At 63.6% G+C, this 19636-nt stretch carries 19 protein-coding genes; 4 read left to right on the top strand and 15 right to left on the bottom strand.

The annotated features are described in order from the left end of the window. Positions 1-82: 82 nt before the first annotated feature. From KF838_05390 to KF838_05410, 5 genes are read right to left on the bottom strand one after another with little or no spacing between them, the layout of a single operon-like run. Positions 83-1483, bottom strand: coding sequence for a hypothetical protein (locus tag KF838_05390; protein QYK49285.1), 1401 nt, complete (start codon positions 1481-1483; stop codon positions 83-85). Continuing rightward, entirely contained in the window at positions 1480-1929 is a 450-nt protein-coding gene (locus tag KF838_05395) for a hypothetical protein (protein QYK49286.1), read from the bottom strand. The genes KF838_05390 and KF838_05395 overlap by 4 nt, the downstream gene beginning before the upstream one ends. Beyond that, positions 1926-3185, bottom strand: coding sequence for a polysulfide reductase NrfD (gene nrfD, locus KF838_05400; protein QYK49287.1), 1260 nt, complete (start codon positions 3183-3185; stop codon positions 1926-1928). Before nrfD ends, KF838_05395 begins: the two co-directional genes overlap by 4 nt. Next, positions 3182-4303 (bottom strand): 4Fe-4S dicluster domain-containing protein, encoded by a 1122-nt coding sequence (locus tag KF838_05405; protein QYK49288.1) that lies wholly within the window; start codon positions 4301-4303, stop codon positions 3182-3184. The genes nrfD and KF838_05405 overlap by 4 nt, the downstream gene beginning before the upstream one ends. Continuing rightward, entirely contained in the window at positions 4300-4836 is a 537-nt protein-coding gene (locus KF838_05410) for a hypothetical protein (GenBank protein ID QYK49289.1), read from the bottom strand. The genes KF838_05405 and KF838_05410 overlap by 4 nt, the downstream gene beginning before the upstream one ends. Before the next feature lie 343 nt (positions 4837-5179). Here KF838_05410 and KF838_05415 point away from each other — a divergent pair, with 343 nt between their 5' ends. From KF838_05415 to KF838_05430, 4 genes are read left to right on the top strand one after another with little or no spacing between them, the layout of a single operon-like run. Further along, positions 5180-5473 (top strand): hypothetical protein, encoded by a 294-nt coding sequence (locus tag KF838_05415; protein ID QYK49290.1) that lies wholly within the window; start codon positions 5180-5182, stop codon positions 5471-5473. Beyond that, positions 5460-7877 (top strand): molybdopterin-dependent oxidoreductase, encoded by a 2418-nt coding sequence (locus KF838_05420; GenBank protein ID QYK49291.1) that lies wholly within the window; start codon positions 5460-5462, stop codon positions 7875-7877. The genes KF838_05415 and KF838_05420 overlap by 14 nt, the downstream gene beginning before the upstream one ends. Positions 7878-7885: 8 nt before the next feature. Beyond that, positions 7886-8650 (top strand): nitrate reductase cytochrome c-type subunit, encoded by a 765-nt coding sequence (locus KF838_05425; protein ID QYK49292.1) that lies wholly within the window; start codon positions 7886-7888, stop codon positions 8648-8650. Positions 8651-8661: 11 nt separating this feature from the next. Then, positions 8662-9333: a 4Fe-4S binding protein gene (locus KF838_05430; protein ID QYK49293.1), complete on the top strand. Its 672-nt coding sequence runs from the start codon at positions 8662-8664 to the stop codon at positions 9331-9333. A 413-nt stretch (positions 9334-9746) separates the two neighbouring features. On the opposite strand, the gene pdxH is transcribed toward KF838_05430, so the two are convergent. The 10 genes from pdxH to KF838_05480 all read right to left on the bottom strand — a co-directional run bounded on the left by pdxH (position 9747) and on the right by KF838_05480 (position 19252). Beyond that, positions 9747-10397 carry a pyridoxamine 5'-phosphate oxidase gene (gene pdxH, locus KF838_05435; protein ID QYK49294.1) on the bottom strand — a complete coding sequence of 217 codons (651 nt, stop codon included), beginning with the start codon at positions 10395-10397 and terminating at the stop codon, positions 9747-9749. A gap of 28 nt (positions 10398-10425) precedes the next feature. Further along, positions 10426-10878 carry an Rrf2 family transcriptional regulator gene (locus tag KF838_05440; protein QYK49295.1) on the bottom strand — a complete coding sequence of 151 codons (453 nt, stop codon included), beginning with the start codon at positions 10876-10878 and terminating at the stop codon, positions 10426-10428. A 35-nt stretch (positions 10879-10913) separates the two neighbouring features. Then, positions 10914-11693, bottom strand: coding sequence for a DUF542 domain-containing protein (locus KF838_05445; GenBank protein ID QYK49296.1), 780 nt, complete (start codon positions 11691-11693; stop codon positions 10914-10916). After that, the gene (locus tag KF838_05450; protein ID QYK49297.1) at positions 11671-12204 is read right to left on the bottom strand and encodes a nitrous oxide reductase accessory protein NosL; all 534 of its coding nucleotides are present in this window, start codon (positions 12202-12204) and stop codon (positions 11671-11673) included. Before KF838_05450 ends, KF838_05445 begins: the two co-directional genes overlap by 23 nt. Next, positions 12201-13076, bottom strand: coding sequence for an ABC transporter permease subunit (locus KF838_05455; GenBank protein QYK49298.1), 876 nt, complete (start codon positions 13074-13076; stop codon positions 12201-12203). The genes KF838_05450 and KF838_05455 overlap by 4 nt, the downstream gene beginning before the upstream one ends. 8 nt (positions 13077-13084) lie before the next feature. Further along, complete coding sequence (locus KF838_05460; protein ID QYK49299.1) at positions 13085-13975, bottom strand: ABC transporter ATP-binding protein; 891 nt, start codon at positions 13973-13975, stop codon at positions 13085-13087. After that, positions 13972-15513 carry a nitrous oxide reductase family maturation protein NosD gene (locus tag KF838_05465; protein ID QYK49300.1) on the bottom strand — a complete coding sequence of 514 codons (1542 nt, stop codon included), beginning with the start codon at positions 15511-15513 and terminating at the stop codon, positions 13972-13974. The genes KF838_05460 and KF838_05465 overlap by 4 nt, the downstream gene beginning before the upstream one ends. Positions 15514-15563: 50 nt before the next feature. Beyond that, entirely contained in the window at positions 15564-16220 is a 657-nt protein-coding gene (locus KF838_05470) for a hypothetical protein (protein QYK49301.1), read from the bottom strand. A gap of 89 nt (positions 16221-16309) precedes the next feature. Continuing rightward, a complete protein-coding gene (nosZ, locus tag KF838_05475) occupies positions 16310-18394 on the bottom strand; it encodes a Sec-dependent nitrous-oxide reductase (protein ID QYK49302.1) in 2085 nt (694 codons plus the stop codon). A gap of 72 nt (positions 18395-18466) precedes the next feature. Continuing rightward, complete coding sequence (locus KF838_05480) at positions 18467-19252, bottom strand: c-type cytochrome (GenBank protein ID QYK49303.1); 786 nt, start codon at positions 19250-19252, stop codon at positions 18467-18469. Positions 19253-19636: the final 384 nt, after the last annotated feature.

Below are 19636 nucleotides of genomic sequence, written 5' to 3' on the forward strand. Positions count from 1 at the left end.
TACGTGCTGGCGTACGCGGCGGTTCGGATCGATATCCTGCGTGGTGGATAAGCGTGCTGTTCCAACGGGCCTTGCCACTGAACTAGAACGAGAAAGTGGTCTCCAGCCAGACGCGAGCGATGTCCGGCTGGCCATTGTGTCCATCGAAGTAGGCTGCTTTGAAGAGGACGGTCCAGTTCGGGCGCAGCTTCTTGCTGAGCACTCCATCGAGTTCGTATCCGAGGTCGTCTCCGCCTTCGTCGCTCCAGAACTGGTGGATGGTGAACTCTGACTTGATGCCTCCCGGTAGGTCGGCGAAGACTCCGACGTACGCGTCATGGAGACCGAACGGCGGCGTGGTGACAAACTGATCTGCATACCCCTGGAACTTGTGATTGGTGCCCAAAGGGAAGCGGAAGGCCGTTACGCCGTCATCGCTGCCGAGCAGCTGATACCCCGCTTGGATCGCGCCAAAGCCGGCCTTGTTGAAGCGAAGCTGGGCCGCGAAGAACTTGGCCGCGAAGTCCGTCGGATTGCGGCCGGCATCGACCTGATACGCGTACACGAGCTCGTAGTCGAAGTAGGACTGGTTGGCGTCCTTTCCTGCCGATCCGCGTCCCAGATCGCCGGTGAGTCGCACGCCGTATGTATCCACGCTATCGGCCGGAGCATCGGTATCGAAGTCGAGGAGATAGGCGAACGGGGTCACGCGGAGTTCCGGGGCGACGGCGTAGCTCGAGCGGATGAGATGCGACTGTGACTCGTAGTTGGGTCCATCGGGCCCGAAGATGCGCTGCACGTGCCATACGTATGCGTACTGCACGGTCAGCCCTTTGATGCCAAGGTCGGATTCGACGGACGCGGCGTCAAAGGTCTGCTCGAACTGTCGCCAGCCGACGTTTCCGATGAATCGTTCGTCGTCGAGCTTCACCCGCTGGCGTCCGACTCGGACGTCGAGCGACGGTCCCGACTCACCGATCGATGCGGTCTGGAAGCGACCGAGTCCCTGGTTGAGTTCGGTGCCCTCCGGATCGGAGATGGTCGTGCGCGTCGGATCGCCTTGCCCGGTGGCTGGAACCCAGTACCAGTTGTCATTGGCGGCGGTGACGTTCTCCATCTCGGCATAGAAGCTCAAGCCGTGGAATGGTTTGCTGCCATAGCCCAGGCGGAGTCGGTTCGTGAGCGCGTTCGAGGGACGACGCCCGGTGGTCTCGGCCCACTCATATCTCGCGCGGTTGTCAAGATTCACCTTGCCCTCGACCAACGACGCGAAGAAGGAAGAAGCGGGGACGCTCGGGTCCGAGAGATTCCCGAAGGGGTAGTGTCTGGCAGCGCCGAGAGTCTCCGCTGCGACGGCTGGGGAGCTGGGGCCACCCGCTGTCACCGGCGTCGCGGCATCTGACTTCGGTGACTCCTGCGCGAACGCGGATATGGACGTGAAGGAAGCGAGGGCGGCCGACAGAGCAAGACGAGAAGAGACTAAGCCACGAGTGAGCATGATCATGGGTGCGATCTCCATGGTATTGAGTCCGCAACAGAGCACAAAACCGCGTAATATTTCTCGACCTCGATGCCCACGAGCGTGGCTCCGAAGAGCTCCGCCTCGACGTGGGACGCAACCTCGCCGTAGTTCACCGACGGGATGTAGTACGCAATGAGCAGCGGCAGCAGGTCGTCCACACTCTCGAACATCGGATGGATGAACAGGCAGAAGCCGTCCCTCGGGTGCTCGCCCAGACTCTCCAGGCACGCGAACTCGCCGGGCTGGAGCGGCTCGGCGTCAAAGCGAACACCCACTGGATACCGGACGACCGCGCGGTCCTCGAGCAGTCGCATCATCTCAGCCCGATCGATTCGGCCGCCACGACGCAATCGGGCATCCATCGCCTTGGTCACGACATGATCGCGGAGCGATTGCTGCGCCTCCTCGGTGGTTGGGTGGGGATTCACGAGTGAGCCTCCGGGGTTGCTGCGACGCCGGGCGAACGCATGTCTGTCGCAGCTGAGAACTCCTGGTCATGCGTCAATCGCCCGGTCAGAACCGGCACGGTCACTCGCACCAAGATCGTGTAAATGAGCAGCCCGCCAGCCCAGATGCCTAGGGTGACCAGAGTCTCGTTGAGCGTGGGCAGGTACTCGACGATCTCGCCGAGGGGCGTGGGGATGAACGCGGGCACGATCATGCCCATCCCCTTCTCGATCCAGATGCCGACGATGAGCATGGCGCACGCGGCTTGGAGCACCGGCAGTTTGCGACTGATGGGAAGGTAAAGGAGCAGCATCGCCAGGAGGTTGAGCGCGATCGCCGACCAGATCCAGGGCACCAACGCATGGCGGCCGTGCAGGCCAAAGAACAGGTACTTCGCGGATGCCCCGTGCGCCGAGTCGGTGTAGAACTCTGTGAACGCCTCCGACCCGAGGAGAAACATGTTGATTGAGAGCGCGATCGTCACGATGTTTCTGAGAGTCATGAAGGCCTTCTCGGGAACCTGGTAGGTCGTGAACCTCGCGAGCACCGAGAGCAACAGAATGAGGAACGCGGGGCCCGCCGCGAACGCCGAGGCCAAGAACCGTGGTGCAACGACCGCAGAGTTCCAGAAGGGGCGCCCGCCAAGCCCGCTGTAGAGAAACGCGGTAACGGTGTGGATGCTGATGGCCCAGGCGATGGCCACGAAGACGAACGGGATGTAGAAGACCTTGCTTGGCTGGCGGCGGCGGTAGGCGCAGTACACGAGATAGCCGCAGATATGCAGGTTGAGCAGCAGGTATCCGTTGAGCACCAAGACATCCCAGGTGAGCATCGATACCGGGAAGTTGAATCGCAATAACAAGTGATGGAACCGATCGGGGCGTCCGAGGTCCACTGTCACGAAGAGCATCGCCATGACTATCGCTGCGACGGCGAAGAGCTCGCCGAAGATGACAAGGTCGTGGAGTTCGCGGTTCTTGTAGATGTACACGGGGATGACCAGCATCACCGCCGCGGCCGCCATACCCACCAAGAAGGTGAAGTTGGCGATGTAGAAGCCCCAAGAGACCTGGTCGGTCATGCCGGTGGTTGCAAGTCCGTGCACGAGCTGCTTGCAATAGGCATTGATACCAAGCAGCACGAAGACTGTGAGCAGGAACATCCAGGCGTAATAGCGTGCATCGCCGACGAAGCTCAGGCGGAAACAACGGATCAGAAACGTCAAATAGGTTCTCATGCCCGGGCTCCATCCCACCACTCGGGCTTGCTTGCCTCCACGAAGTCCTTCCGAGGGCCGGCCGCGCCGGGCAGGCATCCGTACTGCTCACCCTCTTCGGCCCTGAGGCGTTCGGAGATCTCCAGGGCCTCAGGGTCCAGTGTGTTGGGGTACCTCTCGTCAAAGTAGTAGAAGAACCGAGGGAGTGTTCCTACTTCCTCCTTGAGAACGAAGACACGCTTGGTCTTGAGGATCTCTGACACCTCGGAATGTGGGTCGAGGACGTTTCCGAACTTGCGGGCGCCGGTCGGACAGATCTCCACGCACGCCGGCATACGTCCTTCGCGCGTCCGGTGCAGGCAGAAGTGGCACTTCTCCATCACCCCTTTCTCGCGAGGGCGATTGGAGAGGTAGCTCATGTTCGTATTGAGCTGATCTTTGGGCAGATTGGGCTTGGCGAAGTTGAACCGACGAGCCCAGTACGGGCACGCCGCTTCGCAGTAGCGGCATCCGATGCACCAGTCGTAGTCGATCACCGTGATGCCGTCGGACTCCTGCCACGTCGCCTCGACGGGGCACACCTTGACGCAGGGCGGATTGGCGCATTGGTGGCATTGGACGGGCATGTAGAAGTGGCTTGCGTCCGGCACCTTCGGATGGTCGTAGTGGTGGTTGCCTTTCTCTAGATTCAGAGTTCCCCGTGGCATTTCGATCACTCGGATGTACTGGATCTCGGGGCTGCGAGACTGGTTGTTCTCGGCGACGCACGCGTGGACGCACTTGCGGCACCCGATGCAACGCGAGAGATTGAGCGCGTAGACGAACTCGACGCCTTCCATCGGCTTCACGTCGCGAAGATGGGGGCGCACCGCAAACCGCTCTTCCACTTTCGCACGGATGCGTTCCAGAGCCAGCTCCATCTCCTCCGGCGTCAACTCCTTGTAGTGCTTTTGAAGGAACTCATCGAAGCTCGGTATGTCGTCAGAAGTCATCTCGCGCAGTGGGCTCAAAGCGGCCGCAAGAGCAGCCATGCCGCCCACCGCCGCAGCACCCGTGCGGAGGAAGCTCCGCCTTGTGAGTTCCGGCTCTTGTCCACGAGGCGGTTTGGAAGGACCATCCCAGATGCGAATATCGCTCATTGGTGGCCTCCCTTGCTGGCTGGGCCATTCGGACTCGCATCGTCCAGTTTCCCGAGCCACCGCTGCAACGGGCTGAGTTCTTCGCCGTGATCGTGCGAAGGACTCGAGTGCTGCGTTCCCATTCGGAGCGTGTTGGGTCCGGGCAGCGGCTCGAAGGGCTCGAACTTTGGGGCGTGTGGGTTGTGGCATTCGTTACAGCTCAGACGTCGCAGCTCGGCAGAGCCGGTTATCCAAGAGCCGAGTGTCTTTCCATGCGTCCCCCGCTCCCAGTCGCGATAGACCGTGCCGTGGCACTGCGCACACAACTGCGGCGTCTCCGCGATCGAGACGGTGGCACCGTCCCGAAGGGTCAGACGCTCGCGATTCTGAGGGTCGTGACAGTTGATGCAGCGGTTGTTTAGCCCGTGCCGAAGCCGAATGTCCGCGTGATAGCTCAGGTTCGCACCCGCCGGTGAACTGGACTCAAAGATCTGATGGCAACCGTTGCAGTTCTGCGGGACTCCATCGACAAGAATGTGTGCAGGGTCCGACATCGCCATCCGCACCGGACCAACGATGAGTAAACCCGGATCAACCACGGCTGCCGGCGCAGGAGCCACTGGGCCATGGCGTCGTACGGCAAAGAGCCCCGCTGCCAGCACTACGAACCCGGTCGGCAACAACCAACCGAGCCAGACGGCCGTGCTTCGCCGGTTGGCAGAAACGCGTCCGCCGGTTGGTGAGTCTTGCTTTCGAGATGGCTGCACGTGTCTTGCTCCGCTACTTGCTCAGGGTCGTGCGCTCCGCTACATTTATGGAGTAGTATATCCAGATATGTAGTGGACGCCAGTAGGGTGCCGCGCGGACACGACGAATAAACAGCGACGGAGATCGGTAATGGCGATCAGTGGACTCGTCGTGACACTCGCAGAAGACCCCGTCGGGGTGTCGGCGCTGACGGCTTTAGCCGCAGATTCGCGGCTGACTCTGGGCGATCGCTATGGTCAGCGCATCGCGCTGGTCGCCGAGACGCCCAGCGCCCGTGACGACCACGATCTCTTCGACCAACTCCGGCAACGGCCCGGCATCGTCCAGGTTGACGTGACCTTCGTCCATCTCGATGCAAGCCCCGAGTATTGCGATTGCGCTCCCCAAAGCCAATCCGCGGAGGACTCCCATGCTCACCATTGACCGTCGCACATTCGTCAAGGCCTCTGCAATGGCCGCCGCCACAGCCGCGGCGTCCGGCTCGGCTCGGGCCGTTTCGCTCAATGTGTTGAACAACCAGCCGGGGGGGTCCCCCCTCAAGTGGCAGAAGGCACCCTGCAGGTTCTGCGGCACAGGCTGCCATGTCATGGTGGGCACTGAGAACGGTCGCGTCGTCGCTATCCAGGGCGATCAGAAGGCCGATGTCAACAAAGGCCTGCTCTGCGTGAAGGGATACCACGTGGGGCTGGCACTCTACGGCAATGACCGCCTCACCACGCCGATGATGCGCAAGGATGGGAGGATGGTTGCCATCTCGTGGGAAGAGGCCATCGATCTTGTCGCTTCCAAGATCAAGGCGAATCCGACGGGATTCGCGCTCTACGGCTCCGGGCAGTGGACGATTGGGGAGGGCTTTGCTGGCAACAAGTTCATGAAAGCGGGGCTCGGCAGCAACCAGATTGATGGCAACCCGCGTCTTTGCATGTCTTCCGCCGTCACCGGGTTCCTCTCCACCTTCGGCGTCGACGAGCCGCCGGGCGTCTACGACGATCTCGACAAGTGCGACGTCGCGATCATGTGGGGGAACAACATGGCCGAGATGCACCCGGTGCTGTTCTCTCGTCTTGTTGATCGGCGCACACGCGGCGAGAAGGTCACGATCATCGACTTTACGACGCGGCGGACCCGCACCAGCGATCTGGCAGACCACGTCCTGCTCTTCAAGCCCCACGGCGACCTTGCCATCGCCAATGGAATCGCCCACCTCCTCATCAAGAACAACTCCTACGACAAGGCCTTCGTCGAGAAGCACTGCAACTTCCGGCAGCTCGGAGCAATGCCCGACGAGAAGACACCGCCCGACATGCTGGGCGTGCCCATGACCTTCGATGAGTTCGCCAAGGCCGTCGAGCCCTACACCCCCGAGAAGGTCGAGGAGCTCTCCGGTGTCCCGGCCGACAAGATCCGCATGCTCGGCGAGATCTTCGGTCGGCGGGACCTTGCCATCAACAGCCTCTGGTGCATGGGCATGAACCAGCACACACGGGGCACGGCCATCAACTGCCTTGTACACGGCATCCACCTGCTCAGTGGGCACTTCGGCAAGCCGGGCGACGCTGCGACGAGTCTCACAGGTCAGCCGTCCGCCTGCGGCACGGTGCGAGAAGTCGGCACGCTTTGTCACCTTCTCCCAGGCGGGCGACTGGTCGCCAATGCCGAGCACCGCAAGGAAGCAGAAGAGCTCTGGAATGTCCCCGAGGGCCGTATCGGCGCAAAGCCCGGCTACCACACCGTCGAAATGTTCAAGCGGTTCAACACACCGACCGACCAAGGCGGCGATATCACCACGCTTTGGGTCCAGGTCACCAACCCGGGCCAGACTCTCCCGAACCTTCAGCGGAACTTCCGAGAGAAGAAAAACCTCGCGGACAAGTTCCTTATCGTCTCCGACGTCTATCCGACCGCCACGACCGAACTTGCCGATCTCATCCTTCCCAGCGCGATGTGGGTTGAGAAGAACGGGATGTACGGCAACAGCGAACGCCGCACGCAGCACTGGTTCAAGATGGTCGAGCCGCCCGGTGACGCCCGCGATGACTGCTGGCAGCTCATCGCCGTTTCCCGAAAGCTCTTGGAGATGGGAATCGAGGGCATGAAGGGGAAGGACGGGAAGTGGATCTTCCACACCTCCGACAAGTCCGGCAAGGAAGTCCCAATCTGGGAATGGCCGCACTACTACGACGTCAACGTCGATGAACGCCTCTTCGAGGAGTACCGCCCCTTCACCACCAAGAAGCACAAGAACCTCGCGCCGTATTCGGAGTATGTGAAATCCCGCGGCTTGCGCTGGCCCGTGGTTCAGCAGCCCGACGGCACCTGGCGGGAAACCCGTTGGCGCTTCAGCGAGTTCGATGATCCCTTCGTCGCCAAGGGGAAGGAGTTCCAGTTCTATCACTCCGTCAGCAAGGACGATAAGGCCCTCATCTGGTTCCGCCCGCACGAGTTCCCGCCCGAGATGCCCGACACGGACTACCCCTTCTGGCTCTGCACCGGGCGCGTACTCGAGCATTGGCACTCAGGCTCCATGACCCGCCGCATCCCGCAGCTGCACCGCGCCATGCCCAAGGCCTACGTCGAAATGCACAAGGATGACGCGAGCCGGTTGGGAATCCGAAACTCCGAGATCGTTACCGTCAAGAGCAGACGCGGCGAGATTAACTTACCCGTCTGGATCGGCGGACGCGGCAACCCCAAGCCCGGCGAGGTGTTCGTCCCCTTCTTCGACGAAGGCAAGCTGATCAACCTTGTCACGCTCGACGAGTACGACCCATACTCCAGGCAACCCGACTACAAGAAGTGCGCAGTGACCATCGTCCGCAAGGCATAGGAGCAGCCATGTTCAACGCGCACTCAATGCGATGGATCTCGCCTGAACTGGTATGGATCAGTGTGCTGCTTGCGGCATGCGTGACCCTCGCTGCTGTGGGGCTGGGCACCGCATCTCAGCTCAGCTCCGTCGCGGGACCGCGCGACACCCCGAGCACGACGGGTGGTTCTCGTCAGGAGTCGGTCGCGTGGCGACTGAACAACCCTGCGCCGCACATCGTCCCCGAGTCGAAAGCACACCCAACGGCTGTTGCCGACAAGCTCGCGTCGAGGGTTCGCTCGATGGAGCATCGGGCGTCGCTGCGTGCATATGAGGGTGCGCCGCCTGTCATCCCACACGCCATCGCCGACCTGAACATCCAGACTTGCCGCGCGTGCCATGCCGAGGGGCTCAATGCCGGCGACAAGGTCGCGAAGATGGTCTCGCACACCTATCTCACTAACTGCACGCAGTGCCATGTCGAAGCCCAGCCCACGAGCAACGACCCCGCCGATCTGTCTATCGGCAATCTCTTCGTCGGGCTCCGTCCGAGCGGATACGGCGGAACACGAGCGTGGGGAGGGGCACCGCCGGTCATGCCGCACACCACCTTCATGCGAACAAACTGCATCAGTTGCCACGGCGAGCACGGATACGACGGCTGGCGACCGGACCACCTCTCCCGCACCAACTGCGTCCAGTGCCATGTACCGGCCGCGCAGTTCGAACAACTCGCACCCACCTTTGGCTTTCCCGACATTGCCGACGGTCAGCAAGCGGATGCGCGGCCTTAGGATCATGCACGATGCCCGAGGATCCACTTCTCACGCGGCGTGACCTCCTGCGAGGCCGGATTCTCGGCCGACGCGCTCAGACCGCTACGGGGAACGCCCATGACGAGAAGGCGGGCGAGAGTCCCGCCGGAACTCAGGCCAAGCCCGTCGATGCTCGTCCATCCGCCTCGGGCGCGATGGGGCGCCGATTCGCCCTCCCGATCCACCGCCCTCCAGGTGCGATTGACGAAGTCTCGTTCCTCTCCGGATGCACGCGATGCAACAAGTGCATTACCGCATGCCCGGTGAGTGCGATCGTTTACGCCCCGGCCAAGTTCCGCGCCGCGGCGGGTACGCCCATGATCGCCCCGTATGCCGCGGCGTGCATCATGTGCGAGGACACACCGTGTATCACGGCGTGCGAGCCCGGGGTGCTCAGGGCGGATCAGCCGCGGATAATGGGCGTGGCGTGGATTCAAACGATGGCATGCCTCGCGCACGCTGGTTCTTTCTGCACCGTTTGTTCGGAGCGATGCCCGGTGGCGCACGCGATCGATGTCGACGCGGGCAGGCCGACAATCCGAGCCGATGTGTGTACTGGGTGCGGCGTCTGTGCGAGTGTCTGCCCGGCACCGTCGAACGCGATCGTGGTCATGCCGCTCGCAGATAGGCCCGCGATCGGCCGACCACACGATACCGGGTGATGCGTCCTCTTGGATCCTCAGGTGGCCAGTTCAGTCGCTGGATCTGTGGATCGGAACGAGTTGCTTGATCGGAGCCAGCGCAGGAAAGAGGGGCCTATCGGGACAGAGAGTGGCACGATTCTGCAGTAACGGCTTGGCAGGAACTGTCCAGAGTAATCGTCGTATTCCTGTCGATCTGTCGGGGTGGACACTCTCACTGTCGATCTTCACATCTGTACATTCAGAGGCAGCGAGACCTGCTCCGCAAGAGGTACGACAGAGCGAGATGATGTGGCTGACGGTGGTGGACGGGTGGCGGGTGCATGATGCTCTCTGACTGGGCTGAAGCCGGTTGAGATGATCTAGGGCGGTGCAAGTTCAAGTGTTTCTGGGACGAAACTAACCCCTGACGTTTGTTCAGCGTTCTTGGCGGCTCACGGGCTTAGTTCATCGAGGCACCAAGATCCGTGCTCTGGCGTTGATCGCCATCTCAGGCGTTGGTGAAGTCGCCCCTCACACGCGGTCCAGAGTTCCACTGCATCGGCGTGGAGTCGATAGCCGCCCCAATGGGACGGGCGCCTGACAGCATGTTCGATACACGAGACCGCAGCGACTTTCGCTGCCTCGCGGAGGAGTACGGCTCTCGAGGCGATTGGTTTGCTCTGTCGGCTGGCGTGTGCGCCGATGCGGGAGAGCAGCGGCCTGGTGCTGAAGTACTCGTCGTTCTCGGCATCGCCCAGCCGCTCGACCTGACCCTCTATGCGTGCCTGGCGTCCGGCGTGAGGCCAGTAGAAGACAACAGACGCTACAGGGTTCGCTGCGAGTTCAATGCCCTTGCGACTCTCGTAGTTGGTAAAGAAGGTGAGTGCGTGCCGCGCGGGCTCGATTGCTTTGCAAAGGACGATTCGAACGGATGGTCTTCCGTCGAGCGTTGAAGTTGCTAGGGACATCGCGTTGGCATCGGGGTATGCCCGGCTCTCAGTTGCTTCGTTCAGCCACTGTACGAGCAGAGGGAACGGATCATCCGGGAACGGCTCGGGGACGCCGGTTGGAACGATCAGTCGGTCAATGAGGGAATCGAGCATGGCTCCGGTCTCTTGGATGCTTTCGCGATCATCTGTCCTTCTTGCGCTGGGAAGGACGGCCGAGTTCATGGCAGATAGAAGCGCGTCGAGTTGATTTCTGGAGATCTTCCAGACTTGTGTCCTTGAACTGTCGTTCGATGGTCTCTAATGCATCGTCGAGGCGCTTGTGAAGCGGGCACAAATGTATGTGCTCGGGGTTGCCCAACGGACACTGGGTGATCCTGGCGATCGGGTCGACCGCGTTGATCACGTCGAGGATTGAGATCTTGCCGGCATCGCGGGAGAGCACGAACCCACCGTTTGGTCCGCGTTGAGAGTCGATGAGCCCCGCCACCACGAGGTCTCGGAGAATCTTCGAGAGGTAGCCGCGTGGAACCCGCGTGTGCTCTGCGATGGTCTCGCTGTTTGCCGAGCGGTCGGCATCCAGCGAGGCGAGATGTGCCATGGCACGCAACGCGTATTCGATGGTCTGTGAGATCATGGCTTGCTGCACCTGCTTCGTGGTCGTAGGACGAATCAGTCTGGAGAGTGTACGGACGTCTGCACGCCGCAGGCTGGGCGATCGGCAAGTCCCGCCCTTGTCTGACGTTCGGCTTCGGCGCTCATTCCTGCCGGGAAGAGCGCGTTGTTCTCCTTGTGGATATGAACTCTTGTGTCCTCGTCGAGTTCGCGGAGCGCCGTGACCAAGGCCGCGTAACTGGCGCACGCGTCCGCGGGGGTCGTGTAGCCCGAGAGAGCGTCGCGGATGCGTGCGAGCGCGGCGGCGGCATCGTCGTGGTCGTGCAGCATGCACGAGATCGGGCGCGAGACGCTCCATGGCGGTCCGATGTGGACGGCGCCGGGCGTCTGAAGCCGGCGGAGCCACGGGAAGAGCACACGCTCCTCGCGGATCATGTGGTCGAAGAGTTCCTCACGGAACCGCGCAAACGTCTCGGCAACGGCGCGGAGCTCGGGGTGAGCGTCACCGTGGGCGCCGAGCACACGGGGCAACAACGCGTCGATGCGGGCGATGAGGTCGCGGGCGCGGACGTGGTGCACGCGCTCGATGTGGTCGGCCAGGTCGGTCATTCCCATCGAGTGCCAGTCTTCTCTTTCCCCATCCCCGACGCGGTTCGTCGCATCGCGGATCTCGGCGAGGATCGCGTCGGGGTCCATGCCCGCGGCCTCGCACGCCTGCTGCAGGGTGCGCCGCCCGCCGCAGCAGAAGTCCAGGCCGTGACGAGCAAAGACGGAGACGGACTCCGGTCTGGACACGGCGATGGAGCCGATGGTCTCACGGATCGCGCTGTTCTTCATCGGTGGTCTCCTCGGGCTGAGCTGGGGTGTGGAGGGAGGCACGCCACGCGCGTCGCGCAGCGGCGAGGCCGTCGAAGTCGGCGGCGCGTCCTCCGATCGTGGTCATGGCGTGGTCGGCGTCATTCTGCTTTGCGAAGGCGATGTAGCCGGAACCCATGGGTGTCATGAGACGGGCCGTGTCGGCGAGAACGAAGCGGGCGTCATTCACGTCGAGCCATGTGCCGTCGCCGTGGTCGACTGCAAACGCGCGGAGTTCCTTCATATCGGCGTGGCCCTGATCGCGGAAGTCGATCAGGCAGCCAAGGTCGTCGAAGAGCCGGTGCTCGCGTCGTCCGGCGATCTCGACGAGCACGGCGGCACAGGCCCGATCGTCCATGATGATCATGCCGCACTCGGCGCACTCGTCTCGCCCGGCTCGAAGATCCGGCGGACCGTCGAGCGGGGGCCCGCCGCACGCGCCTGGGAGGGCGAGTGCCAGCAGGGCGAGGACGCGGAGGGGAACGGCGTTCATGAGGCGCCCTTTCGCGAGAAGAGAACGCAGGCGAGCGCGAGCGGAAGGAGGATCCACAGGCCCAGGCAGAGCGCGAACAGGCCGTGCAGCCCGTTGCCGTGCTCCTCAACCGCATACAGCGCGGCGGGGCCCAGCACGTCGAGGGTCGAGTCGATGGCGTGCAGCGACCACATCTTGAAGACCTGCAGCGGGTTGATCAGACTGAGTGCGAAGAGCTCCTCGATGCGGAGGCGGAACGTGAGCGTGCCCGCCATCAGCGCAAGGTCCGTGCCGAACACGAGCGCAAGCCACAGGAACACCGCCGTACCGGTTGCGACGGAGGCGCGCCGGGTGACAACCGAGATCAGCATGCCCGTGGCGAGCATCCCGAGTGCGAGCAGGAGCGAGAGTCCCGCCAGCCAGATGATGCTCGAAGCGTCCAGCGAGCCGCCCCTGGAGCCGACCACGATGCCGCACAGGCCCAGCCCGAGCAGGATGCACGAGAGCAACGCGACCGCGAGGCCAAGGTACTTCCCGAGCAGCAGCTCGGTCCGTGACACCGGCTGCGCCAGAAGATACGCGAGCATTCCCCGCTCCCGGTCCGACGCGATCGACGACGCGCCGGCCGAGAGCGCCATCAGCGGGACCACGAGCAGCACGAGATTGATCAGGCCGGCGCTGGTGCGGCCGAAACTGGAGAGGCCCTGGCCTCCCGAGCCGGCGGCCGAGACGAACGAGACGCCAAGCCCGAGCGCGGCGAACGCGAGCGTGTAGAGCGCGAACCATCGCGTGCCCACGGCGTCCCGAAGCTCTCGCACGCCGACCCAGGCGATCGTGGCGAGTGTGCACGGCGGGTGCGGGATACCGGTGATGCTGGGTCTGGTGTGTGCCATGGCGTCTCTCATGGGCGAGCGGAAGCGTGCGCATCCGCCGCGGCGCGAGTGATGATCTCCATGTCCTCGACGGTGATGCTCGCGCGGGCGAGCAGCGAAACGGGCGCGGCCTTCTGGTCCGTCCTGACCGGCACGATGATGCCGATGCCGTTCAGCCGGGGCTCGAAGCCGTTGCTCGCGAGCACGTCCATGGCCCGAGGCCGGTTGGGTGGTGAGAGCATCAGGTGGACGAACGCTCCCGCCCCGTGGGTCGAGGCAAAGGCCGACACGTCCGTGACCGCGACCAGGCGTCCGGCTTCCATGATCGCCACGCGCTGAGCGAGCGCCGCGATCTCGTCCACTCGGTGGGAGGCGAAGAGCATGGTCCGACCCGACCCGGAGAGACGGCTCAGGAAAGTCATGAACTCCTCGCGCCCGCACGCGTCGAGACTGGCGGTGACCTCGTCGAGCACGAGCACGGGCGGATCGCCGAGGAGCGCGATGGCGAGGGCGAGCCGCTGCTTCATGCCGCCGGAAAGGTCTCGCACCCGCTTGCCCTGCTGTCCCTTCAGTCCGACGGCTTGAAGTGTCTGCCCGATGTCCACTCGCCGGATGCCGCGCAGACGGGCGAAGTGCCGGAGTGCCTCACCGACGACCAGGTCGTCGTAGAAGCCGATCTCCTGGGGGACGTATCCGATGGAGGCGCGGGCGAGCTTGCCGCGCTTGCGAGTATCGTGCCCGTTGACGGTGATGACGCCCTTGTGCCTGTGCAGGCCGAGGAGACAGCGGATCAGCGTGCTCTTGCCAGCGCCGTTCGGACCCCAGACGGCGACGCTGTCGCCGGGAGCGAGTTCGAGCGAGACATCGTCGACCGCCGCGTTCCGTCCGAACCTCTTGGTCACGTTCCGGATGGTGATCATGTGGCTTCTCCAGCGGTCGTTCGTGGCGAGCGACGGGATGCAAGACGCGTCGTCAGCGCGACGAGCGGGCACAATCTGCCCGCGCCGAGCACCACGCCGGCGCCGGCGATACCCATCACGAGACCGACCACGCCGATGTGTGAGTTGGTGGAACCCGCGCGCGAGGGGATGTCGATCAAGACCGGGGACATCAGCGGCACCTCGTCGACGAACTTGGGCTCGGGCCGCACGGCGGGCAGAGCGCGACCGACGAACTCGATCGCCTGCTGGGCCGGGCTGAACAGGAAGAGCCGGAGTTTCGGCTCCTTGTCCATCATGTTCTCGAAGAGCGTCTGGGACTCGTGGACGAAGTCGCCGATGCCGTCGCCGTTCTGGTCGTAGCCGGTGTAGTCGCTCCAGAAGTTCCCTCGCTCGCCCTTCCAGAAGCGGTTGGCATCGAGCGACCCGCGCCCGGCGATGGCGACCTGGTCGATGTTGTCGATGAAGTTGTTGTCCGTGAGCTCGTTGCCCCGGGCCGAGGGGAGGAACGTGAACCCCACGTCGTTGTACGCGATGGTGTTGCGGGTGAACTCACCGGGCCTCTTGTCGGTGAAGGGAGAGCCGTCGATGTAGACCCCGGATCGATTCCCGACGATCGCGTTGTCGCGAACGGAGAACTGGTCCGTCTCCTTCAGGCCGATGCCGTACCCGCTCGGGCCTCGGTTTCGGATCAGCCGGTTGCCAGTGATCTCCACGCCCGTGCTGTACATGAGGTAGATCCCGACCGAGTTGCGTGAGAACTCGTTGCCGGTGATCGTCACGTCGTCGCTGAACATCAGGTGGAGGCCGTAGCGACAGTCGTAACCGACGTTGTTCCTGACCACGATCCCCTTGGAGTACCAGAGGATCGCGTCGCGACCGTCGTGGATGGTGTTCGACTCGATCACGCTCCGGTCCGACCTCCAGAGCCGCAGGCCGTCGCCGCGCCGGGCGATGTCGAGGCGCTTGCCGCCGACGCGGTTGAAGGCGACGCGGCTGTCGGGGGCCTCGCGGAGGTCGATGCCGAAGAGGATGTCCTCGAGCGTGTTGTGCTCGATGACGGCCCGAGGGGCGGTGATACGGATCGCCGCGTTCTCCTTGTCGAGATCGATGCCGGTGTTTCGGATGACGAAACCGCGGATCGTCACGTCGGGAGCCGTGATCTCGACGATGTCTCCGCTGCCGCCACCGTCGATCACGGCGCCCGCCTCAGCGATCAGGGCGACTGGCTTGTCGACCAGGAGATGCTCACGGTAGATGCCAGCGGGGACGATGACCGTATCGCCGGGGCTTGCGGCAGCGATGCGTCTGCCGATCTCCCCCGGCTCGTGGCGAGCCGAGGGGCCGGCGTTTGCGGGCGTGCGAGAAGCGGGGGCCGCGTGGTCGACGGCTTGGTCGGCCAGCTGGTGGAACGCCCACACGCCCCGTGGGGCCGCCATCGTGGCGACGATCACGCTGGCCCTTGCGAGGCACGCGAGGCGTGGCAGTCGTGCGATCTCTGGTGTGGTGCGGCGTGTCATGGGAGGGTTCCGCTCCGACGGAGTCCGAGGGGTCGGTTGCGTCTCGTGTATCAGGCGACGGCGGCACGCACGGCCAGTGGTCGATACGCGCGTCGGTGGAAGTAGAAGCCGACGATGACGAGCGCGGCACAACCGACCGCGAGCCAGTAGCCGGTCCCCCAGGCCGCGTACGTCTTGAACTGGCCGATGCCGCCCTCGCCGATGACGGTCGGAACAAAGGGCTTGACCGAGTTCGAGAGGGGCGCCTCGGGATCGAGGTTCAGTCCGAACGTTCGCATCCAGTAGACCAGATCGGCATAGAACCCGATCGGGAATGTCACAGCGGGCACGGCGAGCAGCACGGCCCATTTGCTGTGAACAAACGCGGCGCCCTCGACGAGCAGGAACATGGCGATGATCGACCACACGGCCGCGGCACGCTCGAACGTCGCGGCCTCGCCGAGCGGGCGCATGCCGATGTAGTGATTGAGTCCGTCGATCTCGCGCACGTCGCCGGTGAGATGGTTGACGTACGCCGTGAGGAACAGCCCATCCGGATACTGCGGCGCCTCGAGCTCCATGTGCCAGTACGGGAAGAAGATCGACACAAGCAGCAGGACCCGTGCGAGCATGAAGATGAACGTCGGCGTGAGGTAGCGCACCGGATGGGACCGCAGCTCCTCGACGGGGACACGGGGACCGATCAGCGTGGAGAGGATGCGCGACATGCCGGACTCCGTGTGTGCGACGGGGCGAGGCCCGTCGCGTGCGTGCGAATCGCCCATCGGGGGCGTGAGCCCCCGACGGGCAAGGAGGGTCATTCGGCTTTGCCGCCCGCCTGCGCGGTGGCCTTGGGCTTGATGTGGAGATAGCCCATCATCTCAAGGTGGAGCGCCGAGCAGAACTCGGTGCAGTAGAAGGGGTAGGTGCCGGCCTTGTCGGCCTTGAACTTGAACTCGACGTACTCGCCCGGCTCGAGCGAGAGGTTGACGTTGTACCCGCCGATGCAGAAGCCGTGCGTCGCATCCTGCGCGGTCTCGATGGCGGTGATCCGCCACGTGACCTCATCGCCTTCCATAATCTCGACGTGCTCGGGGAAGAAGTGGCTGCGAACCGCGGTCATGTTGACCGTGACCTTGTTCCCGTCGCGAACGACGCCCTCGGAACCCTTCTTGGGCGCGTTCGGGTCGAGCCGCTGGGTGTGCGGGTTCCAGCCGACCTCGGGATACACCTTCCAGGTCTTGAGCTTGTCGGCCTTGATCATCTGGCAGTAGTGGGGCTCACCGACGCCGATCGGGCTGTCGTAGATGACTGGCATGGTCGTGCCCGGCTGCACGATGTCCAGGAGCTGGAAGTTCTGCGGGAGCAGCGGGCCCGTCGGCAGGAAGCGATCGACCGACCACTTGGACATCGAGATCAGGTAGTTGCCGTCCGGGCTGACCGTGTCGCCCTCCGCGGCACACAGGTGGCCGATGTTGTACTGGACAGGCGTCTTCTGCACCAGTTTCCACGGCTGATCGGCGTTCAGCGCGTCGTACTCGCCCCCGAGCGTCCAGCGCGCGACGGCCGAGTCGAGAAAGAGCGAGGTGTAGGCATAGCCCTTGTCATCGAACTGCGTGTGGAGCGGCCCGAGCCCCAACTCGACCTGCGCCTCTTTCACGGCGTCGAAGTCGAGCACCGGCACGCCGTACTCGTCCGTGCCCGAGTAGGTCTTCTCCGCGATCGCCTTCTTGATCCGGTCGATCGAGTACACTGTCACGTGCGGGTCGAGCTTGCCCGCGACGATCATGTACTGGCCGTTCGGCGTCACGTCGACGCCGTGCGGACTCTTGGGCTCCGGCGCGAAGTGCAGGATGCCCTCGCTGATGCTCGTCTCGATCTTGATCACGGGGAACCCGTTGATCTTCTCGAACTTGCCCGCCTTGAACGCGGCCTCGGCCTTCTTCCAGTCGATGATGTGGAGGTAGTCCATGTCGCGCTTGCTGGCGCCCGCCTCGAAGGGGGGCTGGCCCTTCTCGACGCCGCCGGTCGCCATCTCCGCGTTGAACGAGTTGATGAAGAAGAACCCGTCGCTGGCGTTCTTGCCCGCGTCCGCCAGGTCCTGCCAGTACGGGGGCAGCTCCAGGGCGAAGGACTGGGACTCGTCGATCCGGCCCTTCATCCGGTCGAACTTCCACATCGTGACCATGCCGCGGTAGGAGTCCTTGTACTCGGAAGGCGGCGCGTAGCCGTAGCCGAGCACGGTGGCGTACTGCCCGCCCTCGATGATGTAGTCGGTGTTCGGCGTCACGAAGGCGGCGCCGTGGTCGCTGATCGTGAGCGGGTTCTTGACGATCTGCTTTGTTTCCCAGTCGCGCAGATCGATCACAGCCACCCGCGCGTTGGCCTTGTCACCGATGAACAGGAACTCGCCGTCGTAGTCGCCCTTGGTCTCGGAGAGAGCCGGATGGTGCGTGTCGCCCCAGGCCACGACCTTCCCATTGATCTTCAGCGACTCGATCACGTGATCGTTCTCGCCGGCAAAGCCGTATCCCTGCCACGACTCGGGCGTGAAGACCGCGATCGAGCGCAGGAGACGCATGCTCGGCACGCCGATCGCGAAGACCTGCCCGCTCTGCCCGCCGGATGAGAACAGCACGTACTCGTCGTGCCGCCCGCTCGGCATGAACGTCTTCGCCGCCGCCAGCAGGTCGTCCACGTTCAGCTTGCGGTCGTTGGCGACCTTCGTGAGCTGGGCGACCTGCGCCGGCGTCAGTTCGACCGGCTTGGCCTCGGCGTCGCCGCCCCGGCGCCTGCGCCCCTCCTGCTGCGCAATCGCGTCGGGCGCGAGGCAGGAGAGCAGAACTCCGGCGGCAGTCGCCAACAGGAGCGAGATCGGAAGTCGGTTTGTTGCTCTTCTCATGGCAAACTCCAGAAGAAGCGGGTGCGCCGGCTCGGCCACGAGCGACCGCCCCGCGAGGTGCTGCTGTTGCGACTACTTGCTCCCGGCGGCGGACGGCTGCAGCGTCCGCAGATACGCGATCACGTCCAGAATGTCGTCCTCGGACATCGCGGGGTTCCCGCCCTTGGGCGGCATCTGAATCCCGGTCGTGTTGAGCGGGTCCGTCGGCGAGCGTCCCTTGCTGAGGAACTCGAAGAGACCGTCCTCGTCCAGTGACTGGACGAAGGCGTTGTTCGCCAGGGCCTTCCCGTTGCCGGCCACACCGACGCCCTCCTTGCCGTGGCACGCCACACAAGTAGTGTGGAAGATCGCATTGCCGCTGGCGATGTACCCGGCGAGTTCTGCGTCACCTGCCGCGGCTTCGAGCGCGGCCGCCTTGTCACCCTCCGACGGCGCGACCGTCAGCACCAGCGGCGGCAACTCGGGCATGCGACGAGGATCCTGCAGGCCTCTCATGAAAGCCACGATCCGAACGATGTCCTCGTCCGTCAGGTCGGGGCGTCCCGCCCTCGGCGGCATCGGCATCGGCTTGGCGTCCGGCCTGCCGGCGATGATGTACGCGTGGAGTTCGGCGTCGCTCCGGAGCGCGACAAAGTCGCTCTCGACCAAGTTCAGCCCAAGACCGGGCACGCCGGTCCCGCTCTGGCCGTGGCACGCGACACATGTTGTCGCGAACAACTCGCGCCCGCGGACAAGCTCGTTAAGCGGGAGCATTGGCTTTGGACCCGCGGCTATGAGCAATTCGTATGCCTGAGCTGCATGCTCGGTCTCGGCGGCGGCTTTCTCGCGCGCTCGCGCTTGGCCGAAAACAGATGCCATGCCGAGCAGGAGGATCAGAGCTGTTGCCGCGATGCCAGAGATGATCGCGATTCCTGCTTCACGGAAGTTGCTCCCGGGAGTGACTGCCCAAGTGCTGGAGTTTTCTCGGTGACGTACTGCGGGGGTGTTGGCCAAGCGATCCATAGCAAAAGACCTCGGTGACGCACATAGAAATCGATATCCGTATCCATATATCAGCCTTTCTGTGCCAAAGTCAATCTATGTCTTTCAGAATTCTCTGGAAATACATGGAACGAACATGTGGACCAGCAGCGATAGGTTCATGTTCGTACGGACGTTTTACTAATCATGCGTCTCCTGATGCTCATGTCGGGCCAGGGGCGAGCCGCGAGACCTGTACGTCTACCGAGCGTGTCGAGACTC

It is taken from the genome of Phycisphaeraceae bacterium (genome assembly GCA_019454185.1).
In the GTDB taxonomy this organism is placed as follows: domain Bacteria; phylum Planctomycetota; class Phycisphaerae; order Phycisphaerales; family UBA1924; genus JAHBWV01.